Source organism: Shinella sp. 1A1 (assembly GCF_055379515.1).
The window spans coordinates 1-17,343 of sequence record NZ_AP039671.1; the positions used below are offsets into that span (position 1 = coordinate 1).

General features: G+C 66.1%; 19 protein-coding genes and 1 tRNA gene. 6 read left to right on the forward strand and 14 right to left on the reverse strand.

Features of this window, described 5'->3' with window-relative positions:
- Positions 1-47 precede the first annotated feature (47 nt).
- On the forward strand, positions 48-713 hold the full coding sequence (locus tag ACZ48C_RS00005) for a GntR family transcriptional regulator (RefSeq protein WP_119257309.1): 666 nt from the start codon (positions 48-50) through the stop codon (positions 711-713).
- Between the two features lie 121 nt (positions 714-834).
- Entirely contained in the window at positions 835-1,368 is a 534-nt protein-coding gene (locus ACZ48C_RS00010) for a TIGR02281 family clan AA aspartic protease (RefSeq protein ID WP_464781803.1), read from the forward strand.
- On the opposite strand, the gene deoA is transcribed toward ACZ48C_RS00010, so the two are convergent.
- From deoA to ACZ48C_RS00045, 7 genes are read right to left on the reverse strand one after another with little or no spacing between them, the layout of a single operon-like run.
- Positions 1,358-2,671: a thymidine phosphorylase gene (deoA, locus tag ACZ48C_RS00015; protein ID WP_464781804.1), complete on the reverse strand. Its 1,314-nt coding sequence runs from the start codon at positions 2,669-2,671 to the stop codon at positions 1,358-1,360. The genes ACZ48C_RS00010 and deoA overlap by 11 nt on opposite strands.
- 1 nt (position 2,672) lies before the next feature.
- Positions 2,673-3,434 (reverse strand): deoxyribose-phosphate aldolase, encoded by a 762-nt coding sequence (gene deoC / locus ACZ48C_RS00020; protein ID WP_464781805.1) that lies wholly within the window; start codon positions 3,432-3,434, stop codon positions 2,673-2,675.
- Positions 3,427-4,239, reverse strand: a complete 813-nt coding sequence (locus ACZ48C_RS00025; protein ID WP_464781806.1) for a purine-nucleoside phosphorylase — start codon at positions 4,237-4,239, stop codon at positions 3,427-3,429. Before ACZ48C_RS00025 ends, deoC begins: the two co-directional genes overlap by 8 nt.
- The gene (locus ACZ48C_RS00030; protein WP_119257314.1) at positions 4,236-4,628 is read right to left on the reverse strand and encodes a cytidine deaminase; all 393 of its coding nucleotides are present in this window, start codon (positions 4,626-4,628) and stop codon (positions 4,236-4,238) included. The genes ACZ48C_RS00025 and ACZ48C_RS00030 overlap by 4 nt, the downstream gene beginning before the upstream one ends.
- 1 nt (position 4,629) lies before the next feature.
- Entirely contained in the window at positions 4,630-5,601 is a 972-nt protein-coding gene (locus ACZ48C_RS00035; protein WP_415215768.1) for an ABC transporter permease, read from the reverse strand.
- 5 nt (positions 5,602-5,606) lie between these two features.
- Positions 5,607-6,740: an ABC transporter permease gene (locus tag ACZ48C_RS00040; protein WP_119257316.1), complete on the reverse strand. Its 1,134-nt coding sequence runs from the start codon at positions 6,738-6,740 to the stop codon at positions 5,607-5,609.
- Positions 6,737-8,272, reverse strand: a complete 1,536-nt coding sequence (locus ACZ48C_RS00045) for an ABC transporter ATP-binding protein (RefSeq protein ID WP_464781807.1) — start codon at positions 8,270-8,272, stop codon at positions 6,737-6,739. Before ACZ48C_RS00045 ends, ACZ48C_RS00040 begins: the two co-directional genes overlap by 4 nt.
- A gap of 157 nt (positions 8,273-8,429) precedes the next feature.
- Here ACZ48C_RS00045 and ACZ48C_RS00050 point away from each other — a divergent pair, with 157 nt between their 5' ends.
- Positions 8,430-8,654, forward strand: coding sequence for a SlyX family protein (locus ACZ48C_RS00050; RefSeq protein WP_318910572.1), 225 nt, complete (start codon positions 8,430-8,432; stop codon positions 8,652-8,654).
- A gap of 57 nt (positions 8,655-8,711) precedes the next feature.
- Here ACZ48C_RS00050 and ACZ48C_RS00055 read toward each other — a convergent pair whose 3' ends face one another.
- From ACZ48C_RS00055 to ACZ48C_RS00065, 3 genes are all read right to left on the reverse strand, one after another.
- Positions 8,712-9,704, reverse strand: a complete 993-nt coding sequence (locus ACZ48C_RS00055) for a BMP family lipoprotein (protein WP_119257319.1) — start codon at positions 9,702-9,704, stop codon at positions 8,712-8,714.
- A 231-nt stretch (positions 9,705-9,935) separates the two neighbouring features.
- The gene (gene msrA, locus ACZ48C_RS00060) at positions 9,936-10,586 is read right to left on the reverse strand and encodes a peptide-methionine (S)-S-oxide reductase MsrA (protein WP_464781808.1); all 651 of its coding nucleotides are present in this window, start codon (positions 10,584-10,586) and stop codon (positions 9,936-9,938) included.
- Between the two features lie 25 nt (positions 10,587-10,611).
- Positions 10,612-10,926 carry a hypothetical protein gene (locus tag ACZ48C_RS00065; RefSeq protein WP_464782822.1) on the reverse strand — a complete coding sequence of 105 codons (315 nt, stop codon included), beginning with the start codon at positions 10,924-10,926 and terminating at the stop codon, positions 10,612-10,614.
- Positions 10,927-11,161: 235 nt separating this feature from the next.
- On the opposite strand from ACZ48C_RS00065, the gene ACZ48C_RS00070 reads away from it, so the two are divergent.
- From ACZ48C_RS00070 to ACZ48C_RS00080, 3 genes are all read left to right on the forward strand, one after another.
- Positions 11,162-11,251 (forward strand) — tRNA-Ser (locus ACZ48C_RS00070).
- Positions 11,252-11,377: 126 nt separating this feature from the next.
- Positions 11,378-11,689: a hypothetical protein gene (locus ACZ48C_RS00075; protein ID WP_464781809.1), complete on the forward strand. Its 312-nt coding sequence runs from the start codon at positions 11,378-11,380 to the stop codon at positions 11,687-11,689.
- 149 nt (positions 11,690-11,838) lie between these two features.
- The gene (locus tag ACZ48C_RS00080) at positions 11,839-13,008 is read left to right on the forward strand and encodes a nucleotide sugar dehydrogenase (protein ID WP_464781810.1); all 1,170 of its coding nucleotides are present in this window, start codon (positions 11,839-11,841) and stop codon (positions 13,006-13,008) included.
- On the opposite strand, the gene lhpI is transcribed toward ACZ48C_RS00080, so the two are convergent.
- From lhpI to ACZ48C_RS00100, 4 genes are read right to left on the reverse strand one after another with little or no spacing between them, the layout of a single operon-like run.
- The gene (gene lhpI / locus ACZ48C_RS00085; protein WP_464781811.1) at positions 13,009-14,691 is read right to left on the reverse strand and encodes a cis-3-hydroxy-L-proline dehydratase; all 1,683 of its coding nucleotides are present in this window, start codon (positions 14,689-14,691) and stop codon (positions 13,009-13,011) included.
- A 16-nt stretch (positions 14,692-14,707) separates the two neighbouring features.
- On the reverse strand, positions 14,708-15,958 hold the full coding sequence (locus tag ACZ48C_RS00090) for an NAD(P)/FAD-dependent oxidoreductase (RefSeq protein WP_464781812.1): 1,251 nt from the start codon (positions 15,956-15,958) through the stop codon (positions 14,708-14,710).
- A 7-nt stretch (positions 15,959-15,965) separates the two neighbouring features.
- Complete coding sequence (locus ACZ48C_RS00095) at positions 15,966-16,688, reverse strand: amino acid ABC transporter ATP-binding protein (protein WP_119257324.1); 723 nt, start codon at positions 16,686-16,688, stop codon at positions 15,966-15,968.
- Entirely contained in the window at positions 16,681-17,331 is a 651-nt protein-coding gene (locus ACZ48C_RS00100) for an amino acid ABC transporter permease (RefSeq protein WP_464781813.1), read from the reverse strand. The genes ACZ48C_RS00095 and ACZ48C_RS00100 overlap by 8 nt, the downstream gene beginning before the upstream one ends.
- Between the last annotated feature and the right edge of the window lie 12 nt (positions 17,332-17,343).

Below are 17,343 nucleotides of genomic sequence, written 5' to 3' on the forward strand. Positions count from 1 at the left end.
CGGTTTCGACCTATGACCGTAACCTCAATTCATCGGGGTAGGATGTGATGAAATTTTCTGCCGTCGATGTCCGGCAGGCCGCTTCGGCCGCCGACATCGTCTACGAGGCCCTGCGCAGGGCGATCATCGAGGGGGAGATTGTCGAGGGCGAGAGCCTGCGCCAGGAAGAACTTGCGCGGATGTTCAACACCAGCCGCATTCCCGTGCGCGAGGCGCTGTCCCGGCTGGAGCAGCACGGCCTCATCACCACCCAGCGCTACAAGGGCGCCGTCGTCGCCGGCCTTTCCATCGAGGAGATCGCCGAGATCTTCGAGTTCCGCGCGCTGATCGAGGCCGAGGTCATGCGCCTCGCCGTGCCCAATCTCGACCGGGAAACGCTGGAGAAGGCGGCGCAATATTGCAGCGAGTTCGACCGGGAGACGGACCCGCACCGCTGGGGCGAGATCAACCGGCTTTTCCACTACACGCTCTATGAGGCCTCGCAGCGCCCCTATTATCTGCAGAACGTGCGCTCCTCGCTCGACCGGATCGACCGCTACCTGCGCGCCCAGCTCACCTTCACCAACGGCGTGCCGCGTGCCGGCCGCGAGCATGAGGCGATCCTCGCCGCCTGCGGGAAGGGCGATGCCGATCTCGCCTCGCGCCTGACGCGGGACCACATCCTCGATGCCGGAAAATCGCTGATGACCTTCCTGCGCGAGCAGCGTGGCTGATTAACCAGTCGTTTACCAAGCCGGCGAAAGATCGTGGAGAGGGGCGCGCTTTGGCGCGCCTTTTGCCGCCCGTTAGCCGGTGGCGTGCTATTTCGGGACAGATCCTTCCGGAGACCGTCCCATGTTCGTTCGCAGCCTCGTATTTCTCGTCGGTTCGGCCATCGCCGCCGCCACCTTCGTGCCCGGTCTTGCGACCCGCTATCTGGACCAGAGCGCGACCGCTTCGCCGGCGAAGGTCGAGAAGGCATCCGTGCCGGCGGCCGATGCGGCGCGCTATACCGGCAACCGCAGCGCGGTGATCGGCGCCGATGCGAATGGCCATTTCACCGGCCTGTTCTCCATCAACGGCCGCAAGGAAGAGGGCATGGTCGATACGGGCGCCAGCATGGTCGCCCTCAATGTCTCGACGGCCCAGCGTATCGGCATCGACAAGGCGAATCTCGATTTCCGCTATGCCGTGGAAACCGCCAACGGCAAGGCGCGCGCCGCCTATGTCCGCCTCGACCGGATCGAGATCGGCCCGGTGAGGATCGAGAATGTCGGCGCGATGGTGCTGGACGACAGGGCGCTCTCCGGCACGCTGATCGGCATGAGCTTCCTGAAGGGCCTCGCCTCCTACAAGGTCGAGGACGGCCGGCTGCACCTCACGCGCTGATGCGCGTGCGTATTTCGGGCAGTACCGCCGGGGCGTCCGGCGTGATCCGGTAGAGCCCGGCAAGCCGCTCGGCGGCCCGGGCCGCATCGGCCTCGCTCGCCGCATGCACGCGGGCGATCTCCTCGCCCTTTTCCACCTTCACTCCGAGCGGGCGCAGCCGGTCGAAGCCGACGCGGTGGTCGATCATGTCGTCCGGCCGGCTACGCCCGCCGCCGAGTTCGATGACGGCAAGGCCGATGCCGCGCGTATCGCAGGCGGAAAGATAGCCGGCTTGCGCGGCGATGACAGGGCGGATGACCGGGGCCGACGCCAGATGGGCGTCCGGCCTTTCCAGAATATCCGCGGGCCCGCCCAGCGCATGCACCATGCGGCCGAAGGTTTCCGCCGCCGCGCCGCTTGCGAGCGCTCCGGCCGCCTTCACCTCTGCGGTGGCAAGGTCCGTCTCCAGTCCCGAGAGCACCAGCATTTCCGCGGCGAAGGCGAGGACGACGCGCTCCAGCCTTGTCCCGGCCTTCTCGCCCTTGAGGAAGGCGATGCAATTGGCGATCTCCACCGCATTGCCGGCGGCGTCCGCCAGGGGCTGGTTCATGTCGGTGATGAGCGCGGCGGTCCTGACGCCGGCGCCGTTCGCCACCTCGACTAGCGAGCGGGCGAGCGTCTCGGCCTCCGCCGCATCCGTCATGAAGGCACCGTTGCCGACCTTGACGTCGAGAACCAGCGACTGGAGGCCCGCCGCGAGCTTCTTGGAGAGGATGGAGGCGGTGATGAGCGGCACGGAATCGACCGTCGCCGTCACGTCGCGGATGGCATAGATGCGCTTGTCGGCCGGCGCGAGCGCCGCCGTCTGGCCGATGATCGCGCAACCGACGTCCTTCACCGTGCGGCGGAAGAGGTCGGCGGTTGGCATGATCGCATAGCCGGGAATCGATTCCAGCTTGTCGAGCGTGCCGCCGGTGTGACCGAGGCCGCGGCCGGAGATCATCGGCACCGCAAGGCCGCAGGCCGCCGCGATGGGCGCCAGCATCAGCGAGACATTGTCGCCGACGCCGCCGGTGGAGTGCTTGTCGGCAATCGGCCGGTCGATGCCGGACCAGTCGAGCACGTCGCCCGAATCGCGCATGGCGAGCGTCAGCGACACGGTCTCCTCGCGCGCCATGCCCTTGAACCAGACCGCCATGGCGAAGGCCGCGACCTGCCCCTCGGAGACGCTGCCATCCGTGATGCCGGCGACGAAGCCGGCGATCTCCGCGCGGGAGAGCGGCTCGCCGTTGCGTTTGCGGCGGATCGTCTCCTGCGGCAGCATCTCAGTAGCTCGCAGGCGCCGCCGGCGCAGGCCGGCCGCCGAGCACGGCGAGAATGTCGTCGAGGAGGCCGGAGGCGCCGAAGCGGAAGGTTTTCGGCGTCGCCCAGCCTTCCCCGAGGATCGCGGCGGCAAGCGCGAGATACTCGCCCGCATCCGCCACCGTGCGCACGCCGCCCGCCGGCTTGAAGCCGACCGGCTTGCCGCTCGACTTGATGGCATTCAGCATGATCCCGGCGGCCGGCAACGTTGCATTCACGGCGGCCTTGCCGGTGGAGGTCTTGATGAAGTCGCTGCCGGCGGCGATGGCAAGGTCCGAGGCCTCGCGGATCAGCGCCGGGTCCTTGAGCTCGCCGGTTTCCAGAATGGTCTTGAGAAGAACGGGCGGCGGGCAGGCGGCTCTTACGGCCGCCACCATTTCCGTCACGGCCTCTTCGTCGCCGGTGATGAAGTCGCGATAGGGAATGACGAGGTCGATCTCGTCCGCGCCGTCGGCGATCGCCTGCCGCGTCTCGGCGACGACGGTGGCGACCGGCAGATCGCCGGAGGGGAAGTTGACGACGGTCGCGATCTTCACCGCATGGCCGGCGCCGAGGATGCCGCGCGCCTTGGCCACGAAGCGCGGCCAGATGCAGATCGCGGCAACCGTGCCGAACGGTGTCTGCGCTTTGTCGCACAGCGTCTCGATGGCGGCTTCGTCGCAGGTGTCGGTCAGGTCGGTCAGGTCGAGCAGCGAAAGGGCTGCCTTCGCCGTATCCTCATGCATGGTCTTCGTCTCCGCCCGCGATCATCCCGGCGAGGATGGCGGCAAGCCGCTTTCCGCCGATCGGGGCCATGTCCTTCGTTTCGTGATGGCTGAGCTCGGCGCCCGTCATGCCGGCGCCGAAATTGGTGATGACCGAGGCGGCCGCGACCCTGAGGCCGATATGCCGGGCGATCAGCACTTCCGGCACGGTCGACATGCCGACGGCATCCGCGCCGAGGACGCGCGCCATGCGGATCTCCGCCGGAGTCTCGAAGCTCGGGCCCGAGAACCACATATAGACGCCGCTCGAAAGCGGGATGTCGAGCTTCGCCGCCGCCGCGTCCATGCGCGCGGCGAGGCCGGCGTCATAGGCGTTCGTCATGCCGACGAAGCGGTCGTCGCTTTCGAGGCCGATCAGCGGGTTGGTGCCGGAGAAATTGATGTGGTCGGCAATGCGCATCACCGAGCCGGGCGGCATGTCCTCGCGCAGCGAGCCTGCCGAATTGGTGAGGATCAGCGAGGTGACGCCGAGCCCCTTCAGCACCTCGATGGGCGTGCGCATGGCATTGGCGTCGCCCCGCTCGTAATAATGTACGCGGCCGGACAGCATGACGACCGGCACGGCGCCTAGAAAGCCGATGACCATTTCGCCGGCATGGCCCGAGACGCTGCTCTGCGGAAAGCTCGGCAGGTCCGAATAAGGAATGCGCAACGGATCGCGCACGGCCTCCACCAGCGCGCCGAGGCCCGAGCCGAGCACGATGCCGTAGCGCGGCGCGACGCCGCCGAGGCGGGAGATCAGGAGGTCGGTGGTTGACGCGCTCATCCGATCGTGTCCGTCGCAAAGCCGTGCGGCAGCAATTCCTCCATGGTCATGGTCTTCTTCACGCCGGTCTCGTCGCACAGATAGATCGGCGTCTTCGCCGCGGCGAATTCCGCGATCTTCTGCCGGCAGCCGCCACAGGGCGGGCAGAGCGGCAGCTTTTCCGCGATCACCGCCATCTCGACGATCTTCCTGTTGCCGGCCATGATCATCTGGCTGATCGCGGTCGGCTCGGCGCACCAGCCCTGCGGGAAGGAGATGTTCTCGATATTGGCGCCGGCATAGATCTTGCCGTCCTCGGCGCGGATCGCCGCGCCGACCGGGAACTTGGAATAGGGCGCATAGGCGAGGCGCATGGCCGCGCGCGCCGCCTCGAAGAGGTCGTGGGACATTTCATCGCTCCTTGACGTAGGGCACGCCGCCGGCCTTGGGCGGAATGGCCTTGCCGATGAAGCCTGCGAGCAGGATCACCGTCAGGATATAGGGCAGCGCCTGCATGAGCTGTACCGGCACCTTGCCGATCAGCGGGAAGGCATAGCCCTGGTAGCGGATGGCGAAGGCGTCGAGGAAGCCGAAGAGCAGGCAGGCGAAGAGGATGTTCTTCGGCCGCCACTTGGCAAAAATGAGGGCGGCGAGCGCGATATAGCCCTTGCCCGCCGTCATGCCCTTGGTGAAGCCGGCATTGGCGGCCAGCGACAGGTAGGCGCCGGCAATGCCGCACAGGATGCCGCAGCAGATGACGGCGCGGTAGCGCAGCCAGAGCACCGAGATGCCGGCCGTGTCGACCGCGCCCGGATTCTCGCCGACGGCGCGCAGGCGAAGGCCGAAGCGCGTGCGATAGAGGATCCACCAGCTCACCGGCACCATCAGGAAGGCGAGCCAGGTGAGCGGCGAATGGCCGGAAAGCAGGCCCGAATAGATCGGGCCGAGGATCGGCACGTCGCGGACGGCATCCGCGAAGGGCAGCCTGATCGTACCGAAGCGGCCGCTGTCGGAAAGCGCCGGGGTGCGCCCGCCCTGGCCGAACCAGGCCTGGCCGAGGATGACGGTGGCGCCGGCGACGACGAAGTTGATGGCGACGCCCGAGACGATCTGGCTGCCGCGCTGGGTGATCGAGGCATAGCCGTGCACCAGCGAGAGCAGCACGGAGATGAGGATGGCGGCCGAAAGCCCCATTACCACCGATTGGGTGAGATAGGAGACGGTGCCCGCGGCGAAGGCGGCGCCCAGCATCTTGCCTTCGAGACCGATGTCGAAGACGCCGGCCCGCTCGGTGAAGAGGCCGGCAAGCGCCGCGAGGATCAGCGGCGTCGAAAGGCGGACGGTCGATTGTGCCAGCTCGATGATGACCTGAAAGAAATCCATGGCGATCAGGCTCCCTTGGTGGCGGCGACGTCGCGCGTCTTCGGCGAGAGGCCGAGGATGATCCGCGTGATGGCCGGACGGAACATGTGCTCGAGCGCGCCGGCGAAGAGGATCACGAGGCCCTGGATGATGACGATCATGTCGCGCGAGATGGAGGGCATCTCGAAGGAGATCTCCGCCCCGCCCTGGTAGAGCATGCCGAAGAGGAGGGCGGCGGGAATGATGCCCGCCGGATGCGAGCGGCCCATCAGCGCCACGGCAATGCCGACGAAGCCGGCGCCCTGCACGAAATCGAGCTGCATGCGGAACTGCTCGCCCATGATCGGGTTCAGCGCCATCATGCCGGCTAGGCCGCCGGAGATCATCATGGTGATGATGATGATCCGCGATTCCTTGATGCCGGCATAGCGCGCGGCGGCGGGGCTGTGGCCCATGGTGCGCATCTCGTAGCCGAGCTTCGTGCGCCAGATCAGCACCCAGACGCCGAAGGCGGCGACAAGCGCCAGCAGGAAGGAGATGTTGAACGGCGCGGTGCCGACGGAAAGTCCGAAGATATTCATCAGCCAGTCGAGCTTGGGAAGCTGCCCGCCCGCTTCGAAGGTGCGGGTTTCGAGCGACATGGAGCCGAGCGGCTTGAACACCTTGTTGAGCAGGTAGTTCATCAGGCTCGCGGCGATGAAGTTGAACATGATCGTCGTGATGACGATATGGCTGCCGCGCTTGGCCTGCAGCCAGCCGGGAATCAGCGCCCAGAGCGCGCCGAAGAAGGCGGCGCCGGCAATGGCGATGGGGAAGAGCAGATACCAGGGCAGCGTATGGTCGAAGGCAAGGCAGGCCAGCGTCACGCCGATGCCGCCGATATAGGCCTGCCCCTCGCCGCCGATATTGAAGAGGCCGCAATGGAAGGCGACCGCCACGGCAAGGCCGGTGAAGATGAAGGTCGTCGTATAATAGAGCGTGAAGCCGATATATTCGCCCCGGCCGAAGGCGCCGTTGACCATGTGGTAGGCGGCCTGCAGCGGGCTCTCGCCGACGATCAGCACGACGAGGCCGGAAATCAGGAAGGCGACGGCGAGGTTGACCAGCGGGATCAGGCCATATTCCGCCCAGGCCGGCAGCTTCGCATAGGGAACACTCATTCGGCGGCCTCCTTCGAGCCTTCCACGCCGGCCATCAACAGGCCGAGTTCTCCTTCAGAGGCATCGGGAGCGCGCTCGCCGACGACGCGGCCGGCGAACATCACCAGGATACGGTCGGACAGCGCGCGGATCTCGTCGAGCTCGACGGAGACGAGCAGCACGGCCTTGCCCTGGTCGCGCATCTCGATGATGCGCCTGTGGATGAATTCGATGGCGCCGACATCGACGCCGCGCGTCGGCTGGCCGATGATCAGCACGTCGGGCCCACGCTCCATCTCGCGCGCCAGCACGATCTTCTGCTGGTTGCCGCCGGAAAAATTGGCGGTCTTCAGCCGCGGGTTCGGCGGGCGGATATCGTAGGCGGCGATCTTCTCCTCCGCCTCGGCGCGGATTGCGTCGATGTCGAGCAGCAGGCCCTTCCGGTATTTCGGATCGTCGTGATAGCCGAGGATGGCGTTCTCGCTCTCGTCGAACTTCAGGACGAGGCCGACATGGTGGCGGTCTTCCGGCACATGGGCGAGGCCCCGCTTGCGCAGTTCCGCCGGATCGGCATTGCCTGTCACGTCGATGGGGCTGCCATTGAGCAGCACGGTGCCGGCCCGGGCGCGGCGGATGCCGGAGATCGCCTCCAGCAGCTCCGACTGGCCGTTGCCGGCAACGCCGGCGATGCCGACGATCTCGCCGGCGCGGATATCGAAGGAGACGTCGTCGACCATGGTGACGCCGCGGCTGTCGCGCACGGTGAGGTTCTTCACCGAGAGCTTGACGTCGGCGGGCCTGGCCTCGCCCTTCTCGACGCGCAGGAGGACGCGGCGGCCGACCATCAGCTCGGCCAGTTCCTCGACGGAGGTTTCCTTCGTCGTGCGCGTCGCCACCATCTCGCCGCGGCGCATGACGGAGACCTCGTCGGTAATCGCCATGATCTCGCGCAGCTTGTGGGTGATGAGGAGGACCGTCTTTCCCTGCTCCTTCAATTGCTGGAGGATGCGGAAGAGATGGTCGGCCTCGGCCGGCGTGAGCACGCCCGTCGGCTCGTCGAGGATGAGGATGTCGGCCTTGCGGTAGAGGGCCTTGAGGATTTCCACGCGCTGCTGGATGCCGACCGGCAGTTCCTCGATCACGGCGTCGGGATCGACCTCCAGCGCATATTCCTTCTCCAGCCGCTTCAGCTCGGCGCGTGCCTTGGTGATGCCGGCATTGAGGATCTGGCTCTCCTCCGCGCCGAGCATGATGTTCTCCAGCACGGTGAAGTTCTCGACCAGCATGAAGTGCTGGTGCACCATGCCGATGCCGGCCGCGATGGCGGCGTTGGGGTCGCGGATATCGGCCTTCTGCCCGTTGATCACGATGTCGCCGTGATCGGCCTGGTAGAAGCCGTAGAGGATCGACATGAGGGTGGATTTGCCGGCGCCGTTTTCGCCGATGATGCCGTGAATGGTGCCTTTGCGGACCTTCAGGTTGATGTTCCGGTTGGCGTGGACGAGGCCGAAGCTCTTGTCGATGCCCTTCAGTTCGATTGCCAGTTCGTTCATGACGATCCACTCTTACGGGGATTCGGGGCCGGCGGCCGTGGGCCGATCGGTCTTAGTCTTGTTGCTTCCGCAGCGCTTGTCCAGTCCGATTGCGGGTGCCGTCCAGGGCCGCTATAGCTCGTTCGACCGGCCCCGACCGACGAGGAGAGCCCCGACCATGTCCCATTCTTCCCTAGACAGCCAGGCCGAGCGCATCGCCCGCCTGGAGGAGCATGTCGCCCATCAGGCGCAGACGATCGAGGAGCTTTCCGACCAGCTCGCCGAGCAATGGCGCGTCGTCGAGCAGGTGCGCTCGAAGCTCGACCGGCTCACGGAACGTTTCCTCGCATTGGAAGAGGGGTCTCTCGATGCCCCGGCCATTACCCGCCCGCCGCATTATTGAGCAGGCAGAACGGAGTCGGCCCGCCTGCGTCGCCGCAAGCGGGCCGTTCGACAGGCCTTAGTAGGGGCAGGTCTCGTCCGACATGTAGTCGTGTACCTTCACCGTGCCGGCAATGATATCGGCGCGCGCCTTGTCGATGGCGGCCTTCATTTCCGGAGTGATGAGCGGGGCGTTGTTCTCGTCCATGGCGACGTCGACGCCGTTTTCCTTGAGGCCGAGCACGTTGATGCCGGGCTGGAATTTGTCTTCCTTGGCCGACATGAAGGCATCGTAGACGGCGACGTCGACGCGCTTGACCATCGAGGTCAGGACCTTGCCGGGATGCAGGCCGTTCTGGTTGGAATCGACGCCGATGCCGAGCTTGCCGGCATCCGCCGCGGCCTGCAGGACGCCGACGCCCGTGCCGCCGGCAGCGTGGTAGACCACGTCCGAACCCTGGTCGAACTGCGACTTGGCGATCTCGCCGCCCTTGACCGGGTCGTTCCAGGCGTCCGGCGTCGTGCCCGTATAGGCTTCGAGGACGTTATAGTCCGGGCCGAGGGACTTCGCGCCGCCGATATAGCCGCAGGCGAACTTGTGAATCAGCGGAATGTCCATGCCGCCGACGAAGCTGACGGTCTTGGTCTTGGACGCCATGCCGGCGAGGATGCCGGCGAGCCAGCCGCCCTCTTCTTCCTTGAAGACGACCGAGCGGACATTCGGCTTGTCGAGCACCATGTCGATGATGGCGAACTTGGTGTCGGGATATTCCGCCGCGACCTTCTCGAGCTGCGCGGCCCAGGAGAAGCCGGCCATGACGATCGGATTGTTGCCGTCGCTGGCGAAGCGGCGCAGGGCCTGCTCGCGCTGCGCGTCGTTGGCGATCTCGAAGTCGCGGTATTCGATGCCCGTCTCGGCCTTGAACTTTTCCGCGCCGTTATAGGCCGCTTCGTTGAACGACTTGTCGAACTTGCCGCCGAGGTCATAGATGATCGCCGGCTTGATGTCCGCGGCGAGCGCGCTGGCCGACATGGCGGCCGTGGCAAGAAGGGTGAGAAGGGTCTTTTTCATTGTTCAGCCCTGTTCGCTATTGATCTTATAGGGACCTTCCGCGCAGCGCATGACAGGCGCGCGACGGAGCCACCGACCCGTTCCCTTGGGTCAGGCTGGCGGCATCCTTGCACGCCTCTCGGAAAAATTCACCAGAAATTTTTCAGTTGGTAAAAAATGCGGGGCCGCTGCGATCGGAGGTGGAAAACCTCGTTCGCGGCGGCCCGAACCTGTTGAAAAAGCCGGCCATGTTCAGCCGATGGCGCAGGAAACCCCCGTGCCGCGCAAGCCGCAATAACCGCCCGGATTCTTGGCGAGATATTGCTGGTGCACATCCTCGGCGAAATAGAACGGCCCGGCCTTCCCGATCTCCGTGGTGATGCGGTCCGTCCGCCCCGCCGCCGTCAGCGCCGCCTGGTAGACGTCGCGCGCCTGCCGCGCCGTCGCAAGGTCCGCCTCGTCCTCGAGATAGATCGCCGAGCGGTACGTCGTGCCGATATCGTTGCCCTGGCGCATGCCCTGGGTCGGGTCGTGCGCCTCGAAGAAGGCCTTCAGCAGGGTTTCCAGCGAGACCTCGGCGGGGTCGTAGACGACGAACACCACTTCCGTATGGCCCGTCAGGCCGGTGGTCGTCTCGTGATAGGTCGGGTTGGGCGTGAAGCCGCCGGAATAGCCGGCCGCCGTCACCCACACGCCGGGGATCTGCCAGAGCAGCCGCTCGGCGCCCCAGAAGCAGCCCATGCCGAGCAGCACGGTCTTGAAGCCCGCCGGATAGGGCCCCTTCAGCGCGCGCCCATTGACGAAATGCGTGGCGGATGTCGGGATGGGCGCGTCGCGCCCGGGAAGCGCCGCCTCGGGCGCGGGCATGACGGTCTTCTTGTTGAACATGTCGATCAGGAACATCGGGGTCTCCTGCAGGGATGTGGTTTCAGGCCGTGAAGCGGCCCGCGACGGGCGGCCGCTTGTAGGCGATCACCCAGAAGAACAGCGAAAGAACCAGGAGCACCGCGAAGGCGGGCTGCGAGAGCACCCACAGGGCGGCCGGGTCCCAGGCATAGGGGAACTTGCGCATGATGCCGTCGGCGACGAGGGCGATCGTATCGGGGCTCGCCGTGCTCCAGGCGACGGCAAGCGGTGTCAGCACCGGTTCGGAAGCCGAGACGGACTGGATCGCGTCGATCGTGCCCGCCATGACGGCGATGATGAGGGCAACGAGACTGAGGGCTCTGAGCACGAACCGTATCATCGCACCCTCCCGGTGCCGCCTGCCGGAGCCGGAATCCGCTCCGCTTCATTCCTGCCTATAGATAGGAAGACGGCCCGGTTTGCGCAATCCTTCACGGCGGAACGAATAACCTTCAAGAATCTGTCAGAAAGCGGTTGATCCTGCGTGAAACCTCGGTATATATCGCGCCGTCTCGCCGGAATGGAAACAGGAAAGCGACCCGCGCCGGACTGACCACCGGCAGCGAGCGGACGGACAGGTGGCCGAGTGGTTGAAGGCGCACGCCTGGAACGCGTGTATAGGGGAAACTCTATCGAGGGTTCGAATCCCTCTCTGTCCGCCATCTTTTCCCTCTCTTTGGTACCCTACGCTCTCTCCACAGAGCCGCATGCGGATTTTTGCCGATTAAACGGCTCCGCTGGGACGTCGTGGCTATGGGCGTCCATACGAGGTGGCGCCTCTCCGGGTCATGTCCGATCTCGATCCGGGGCAGGAACCTGCGCCGCGCCAGCGGCTCAAGCCAAAGAGGAATGACATGAAAAAAGCTCACCTTCTTGCATTCGCCATCGCCATGGCGGCAACCCCTTCCTTCGCCTGCACGGCAGAGGAAGCCACGGCAAAGGCGACTGAGGTTTCTCAGAAGATGCAGGACCTTGCTGCGAAGGATCCCCAGAAGGCGACCGAGGTTGCACAGAAGATGTCCGCCGCGCAGGGCCAGGCCGTCACGGATCTGGAAGGCGCATGCAAGCTCTATGACGACATGCTGGCAGAGCTGGACTGATCCGGTTTCCGGTGGCGCCGATCCTTCGGCGCCGCCATCCCATCCCGCCATCTGGCTGTAATCATCGCCCGCTATATCCCGCGACACGGGTCCGCAAACCTCGATTCGAGGCCTCCTGCGGACATGATCAACGCGTCGACGGGGTCGCCATGGTCAATATCGCGGTTGCCGGCATCGGTTATGTTGGCCTTTCCAATGCGGTGCTGCTCGCCCAGCACAACGGCGTCACCGCCTATGACATCACCGAGCAGCGCGTCGAGGCGCTGAATGCCGGCGTGTCGCCCATCGCCGATGCGGAGATCGAGGATTACCTGCGTTCGAAGCCCCTGCATCTCAGGGCGACGACGGACAAGGCGGAGGCCTTTGCCGAGGCCGACTTCGTCATCGTGGCGACGCCCACCAATTACGATCCCGAATATAACTACTTCGACACGAGCAGCGTGGAGGCGGTGATCGAGGACGTGCGGCAGGTCAATCCGAACGCCACCATCGTCATCAAGTCCACCATTCCCGTCGGCTATACCGCCTGGCTGCGCGAGGCGCGCAAGGACGAGCGGATCGTCTTCTCGCCGGAATTCCTGCGCGAGGGCAAGGCGCTCTACGACAACCTGCATCCATCGCGCATCGTCATGGGGGCGGACACGCCGGAGGCGCGCCAGTTCGCCGGGCTGCTCCAGCAGGGCGCGGTGAAGGAAGACGTGCCGGTGCTCTTCACCGGCTCGGGCGAGGCGGAGGCGATCAAGCTCTTCGCCAATACCTATCTCGCCATGCGCGTCGCCTATTTCAACGAGCTCGACAGCTATGCCATGACCCATGGCATCGACACGCGGCAGGTCATCGAGGGCGTCGGGCTCGATCCGCGCATCGGCCAGCACTACAACAACCCTTCCTTCGGCTATGGCGGCTATTGCCTGCCGAAGGATACCCGCCAACTTCTCTCCAATTTCAGCGACGTGCCGCAGAACCTGATCCGCGCCATCGTCGACGCCAACACGACGCGCAAGGACTTCCTCGCCGCCGACATCGTCGGGCGCGATCCCGAGGTCGTCGGGGTCTATCGCCTCACCATGAAGAAGGATTCGGACAATTTCCGTGAATCCTCCATCCAGGGCATCATGAAGCGCATCAAGGCGAAGGGCATCCCCGTCATCATCTACGAGCCGGATTTCGCGGAGGATACGTTCTTCCGCTCCGAGATCGTGCGCGATCTCGGGGACTTCAAGCGCCGCGCCGACGTCATCATCGCCAACCGGCACGCCGAAGAGCTCGATGATGTCGCGGACAAGGTCTATACGCGCGACGTCTTCGGTCGGGACTGATCAGGAAAGCCAGGCAGGCAGGCGCGGCGGCACGCGGCCGGTCAGCGCCGCCTCGATGCAATCGGCAAGGTTGCCGAAGCGCACGGTGCGGCCGGAAAGGCCCGGGCCGTAATGGGCATACTTGCCGGAATTGGTGATGAGCGTGCGCGTCTTCGTCGGGAAGACCGGCTCGGAGATCGAGCACCAGCACAGATCCGGCAGGACCTGCACGCCGCTTGCCCTCAGCCGCGCCAGCACGTCGCCCGCTTCCGCCATGACATCGCGGCCCGCCGTGACGATCACCGCAACGCTCTCGTGCCGCTTGCGCTCGCCAAGCGCATCGGCCAGCGCGCGGCATTCGGAGGCCGAGGCATGCGGGCTGCCGATGGCGACGAGCTCCACCTCGGCCGGTCCGTCGTTGAACATCCGCCAGACCTCGACCATGTCGGCGCGGGTGATGGAGACCCGGTCAGCGTCAGCGGCGGCAGCGCCGTCCGCCTCGGGCGTCACGCCCTCGATATGCAGCATCGGCGCGGCGGAGGTGGTGCCGAAGGCGGCGCAGAGCGCCTTCAGGTCGTCACGCGTCGGCTTTGCGGCGGCAAGGCCGGTGAGCAGCGGAATGCGGTCGGGCGCGGCGCGGCCGGCGAGATAGCCGATGAGCGGCCAGAAGGCGTCGTCGACATTCTCCGGCAGCGTCACGTCGATCACGCGCTTGGCCTTGCGATGCTCTTCCAGATAGACGCCCGACAGCGGCGCACGGCCGGTGAGCGCGATGCAGAGATCGAGGAAATCCGGGTGCTTGGCCGTGCGTGCGCCGAGCACGGTATTGGCGAAGATCACGGCATTGGATTCCGCCCAGGCGATGGTCTCGCCGGTTTTTGGCGCGCTGTCGAGAAGGTAGGGGGAACAGGTGAAGGTCGGGCGGCAGCCCATGCGCACATAGGCGTCGGCAAGGCGGGCGGCCGGGTCGCCGAAATCATGCGGCACGCCCTGCTTTTCCCAGTTCGCCCGGTCGACGGAAATGGCGTTCATCGTGGTCGGCACGCGCACCTTCGCGCCCATGTCGGCCATCTTCTCCGCGAAGGTGAGATTGGCGGGGCTGGCATAGATGCAGCCGTCGATATGGCCCTGCACCACGTCGACCAGCTTCGTCGCGCCCTGCTGCGCGGCCATGGCGGCGGTGATGCGCAGGGCAAGCTGCACGGCGATGCCGTCACGGCCATCAAGCATGGCGCGGTCGTCTTCGGTGAGGTCGAGCGCGGCGGTGGCCGGCGGGGCGACGGGGATGGTGAGGCCATCGGCCTCGATGCTCGTCACGCCGATCTTCGCCGTCTTCGCGCGACAGAGCGCATCGAAGGCGTCATGCGACAGGCGCAGCACCGGCAGTTCCTTGCCGAACATTTCCGCGGCGATCAGCGCGCCGAGCGTCAGCACGTCCTCGGCCTCGCTGAAGATCAGCGCCGCCGGCGCGCGGCCGGTCAGCGCGAGGTCGAGCAGCACGCCGGAACCCGTGCAGGAACCACGGCTCGACGGCATCATCAGGATGCCGCCGGTGATGGTGGCGCCATGCAGCGGATGGTGCACGTCGATGACCCGGCCCGTCGCCGGATCCACGCCGCCCCAGAAACTCAGCGCCTCCCCGGCGGCGATGATCGGACCGGAGGCTGTTCCGGCAAGGATGCTGCGGGCGGAGAGGTCGGCCATGGAACGGGTCCTTCGGCTAGAAACGTTGCGGCGAGAAGGAGGCGATGTCGATCGCCGTCTTGCCATCGGTGAGGAGGTCGGCGACGAGGCGGGCGGTGCCCGCCGACTGGGTGAGGCCGAGATGGCCGTGGCCGAAGGCGTAGACGACATCGGGCGTCGCGCGGGCGCGGCCGATGGCCGGCAGGCTGTCGGGCAGCGAGGGGCGGAAGCCCATCCACTGCACGCCGCCCTCGGGCTTCAGGCCCGGCAGGAAGGCGCGGGCCCTTTCCAGCATGGCTTCCGACCGGCGGAAGTTCGGCGGTAGCTTCAGTCCGCCAAGCTCCACCGCGCCGCCAACGCGGATGCCGGTCGAAAGCCGGGTAACGACGAAGCCATGGCCGCCGAAGGTGACCTGCGTGCGCAGGTCGAAGGCGTCGGCCGGCAGCGTCGTGTTGTAGCCGCGCTCGGTTTCGAGCGGGATGTTCTCGCCCAGCGAACGGGCGACCTGATGCGAGAAGGCGCCGGCCGCGAGCACGACCTTGCGTGCCCGCACCGTCCGGCCGTCCGTCGTGCGAATTTCCACGCCGCCCTCGATGGGGTGCAGGCTGGAAACCTCGGCGCGGTCGATCCTGCCGCCCCTGGCGCGGAAATGATCGGCCAGCGCCAGCGTGTAGAGCTTGGGATCGGCGATGGAGTACCAGCCGGGCGTGAAGGTGCCATGGGTGAAGCGCGGCGCAAGGCCGGGCTGGATCGTCGCCATCTCGGCGGCGCCCATATGGCGGAATTCGATGCCGTGTTCGGCGCGCGCCTTCCAGCCGGGCAGCGAGGCGTCGAGCTCGGCCTGGCTTTCATAGACCTGCAGGTTGCCTTCCTTGCGCAGCATGGAGAGCGTGCCGGTCTCGGCCAGGAACGGCTCCAGCTCGGCCTTGGAAAGGTCCATCAGCGCGGTCTGCGCGGTCATGGAATGGGCGACGCGGCTTGCCGAGCAGGCACGCCAGAAGCGGAACATCCACGGCGCGATCTGCAGCGCATAGGACGGCGGCACGGAGAGCGGCCCGAGCGGATCGAGCAACCATTTCGGCGCCTTCTTCAGGATGCCCGGAGACGCGAGCGGCAGGATGTCGGTGAAGGCGAAGGCGCCGGCGTTTCCGGCGGACGCGCCGGCCGCCGGGCCCTCGCGTTCGAGGACGGTGACGGCAAGGCCCCGGGCCTGCAAGGCGATGGCCGCGGAAAGGCCGACCACGCCGGCGCCGATGACGACGACGCCGGGCTCGATTTCAGTCTGCATTTTTGCCTCAGTGGGTAGCGGCGAGGAACGCCTGCAGTTCCGGGTCCTTCGGTGCGCCGAAGAGTTCTTCCGGCGGAGCGATCTCGGCCATCACGCCCTTGTGGAAGAAGGCGACGCGGTCGGAGACTTCGCGGGCGAACTTCATTTCGTGCGTGACGCAGATCATCGTCATGCCCTCGGAGGCGAGCATGCGCAGCGTGTCGAGCACTTCGCCGACGAGCTGCGGGTCGAGCGCCGAGGTCACTTCGTCGAACAGCATGTAGGCCGGCGACATGGCGAGCGCGCGGGCGATCGCCATGCGCTGCTGCTGGCCGCCGGACATGCGGCTCGGGTAGACCTTGAGCTTGTCGCCGAGGCCGACATGGGTGAGCTGCTTGACGGCCATCGCCTCGGCTTCGGCCTTGGACTGGCCAAGCACCTTGACCGGCGCCAGCATGACGTTCTCCAGCACCGTCAGGTGCGGGAAGGCGTTGAACTGCTGGAACACGATGCCGAGCTTGCGGCGCAGCTTGTTGAGGTCGGTGCCCTTGGCATGCACATCCGTGCCGTCGACGACGATGCGGCCGGCGTCGATGGTCTCCAGACCGTTGATGCAGGTGAGCAGCGTCGACTTGCCCGAGCCCGAACCGCCGATGATGGTCAGGACCTCGCCCTTCTGGACGGTGAGGTTGATCCCCTTCAGGACTTCGAGCTGGCCGAAGGATTTGCGGACGTTTTCGATCTCAATCATTGGACCACCGTCTTTCGAGATACCCGCCCAGCCGGGCGATGGGGAAGCTGATGATGAAGTAGATGGCGCCGCAGATCAGCAGGATGAACAGCGGTTCCTGCAGGCGCGTGACGAGGATCTGCGAAGCGCGCAGGAGCTCGATCAGGCCGAGCCAGAGCACGAGGGCGGAATCCTTCATGACGCCGAGCGTCAGGCCGATCCAGGCGGGCAGCGAGACGCGCGTGGCGAGCGGGGCCACGATGTAGCGCATGTCCTGCCACCAGGTCATGCCGAGCGAGCGGGCCGCGCGGCGCGTGGTTGGCGGAACGGAGGAAATGCCGCCGCGCACGATCTCGGTGCAATAGGCTGCCGTATAGAGCGACAGCACCACGCAGGAGGTGGTGAAGGGCGCCCAGCCGAGCTTCATGATCGACTGCAGCGCGTTGCCGAGCACGAGCTGGATGAGCAGCGGCACGGAACGGAAAATGTCGAGCAGGAAGGTGAGCGGCATCGACCAGTAGGGGCCGGCCTGGTTGCGGATGACGCCGAAGATGACGCCGAGCACGGTTCCGGCGATGACGGAGACCGCGGTAACGGCAAGCGTCATCAGGGCGCCTTGCGCGAGGAAGCCGAGATCGGCCCAGGAGAGAGCGGTATCGAACATGGTTTACCCCTC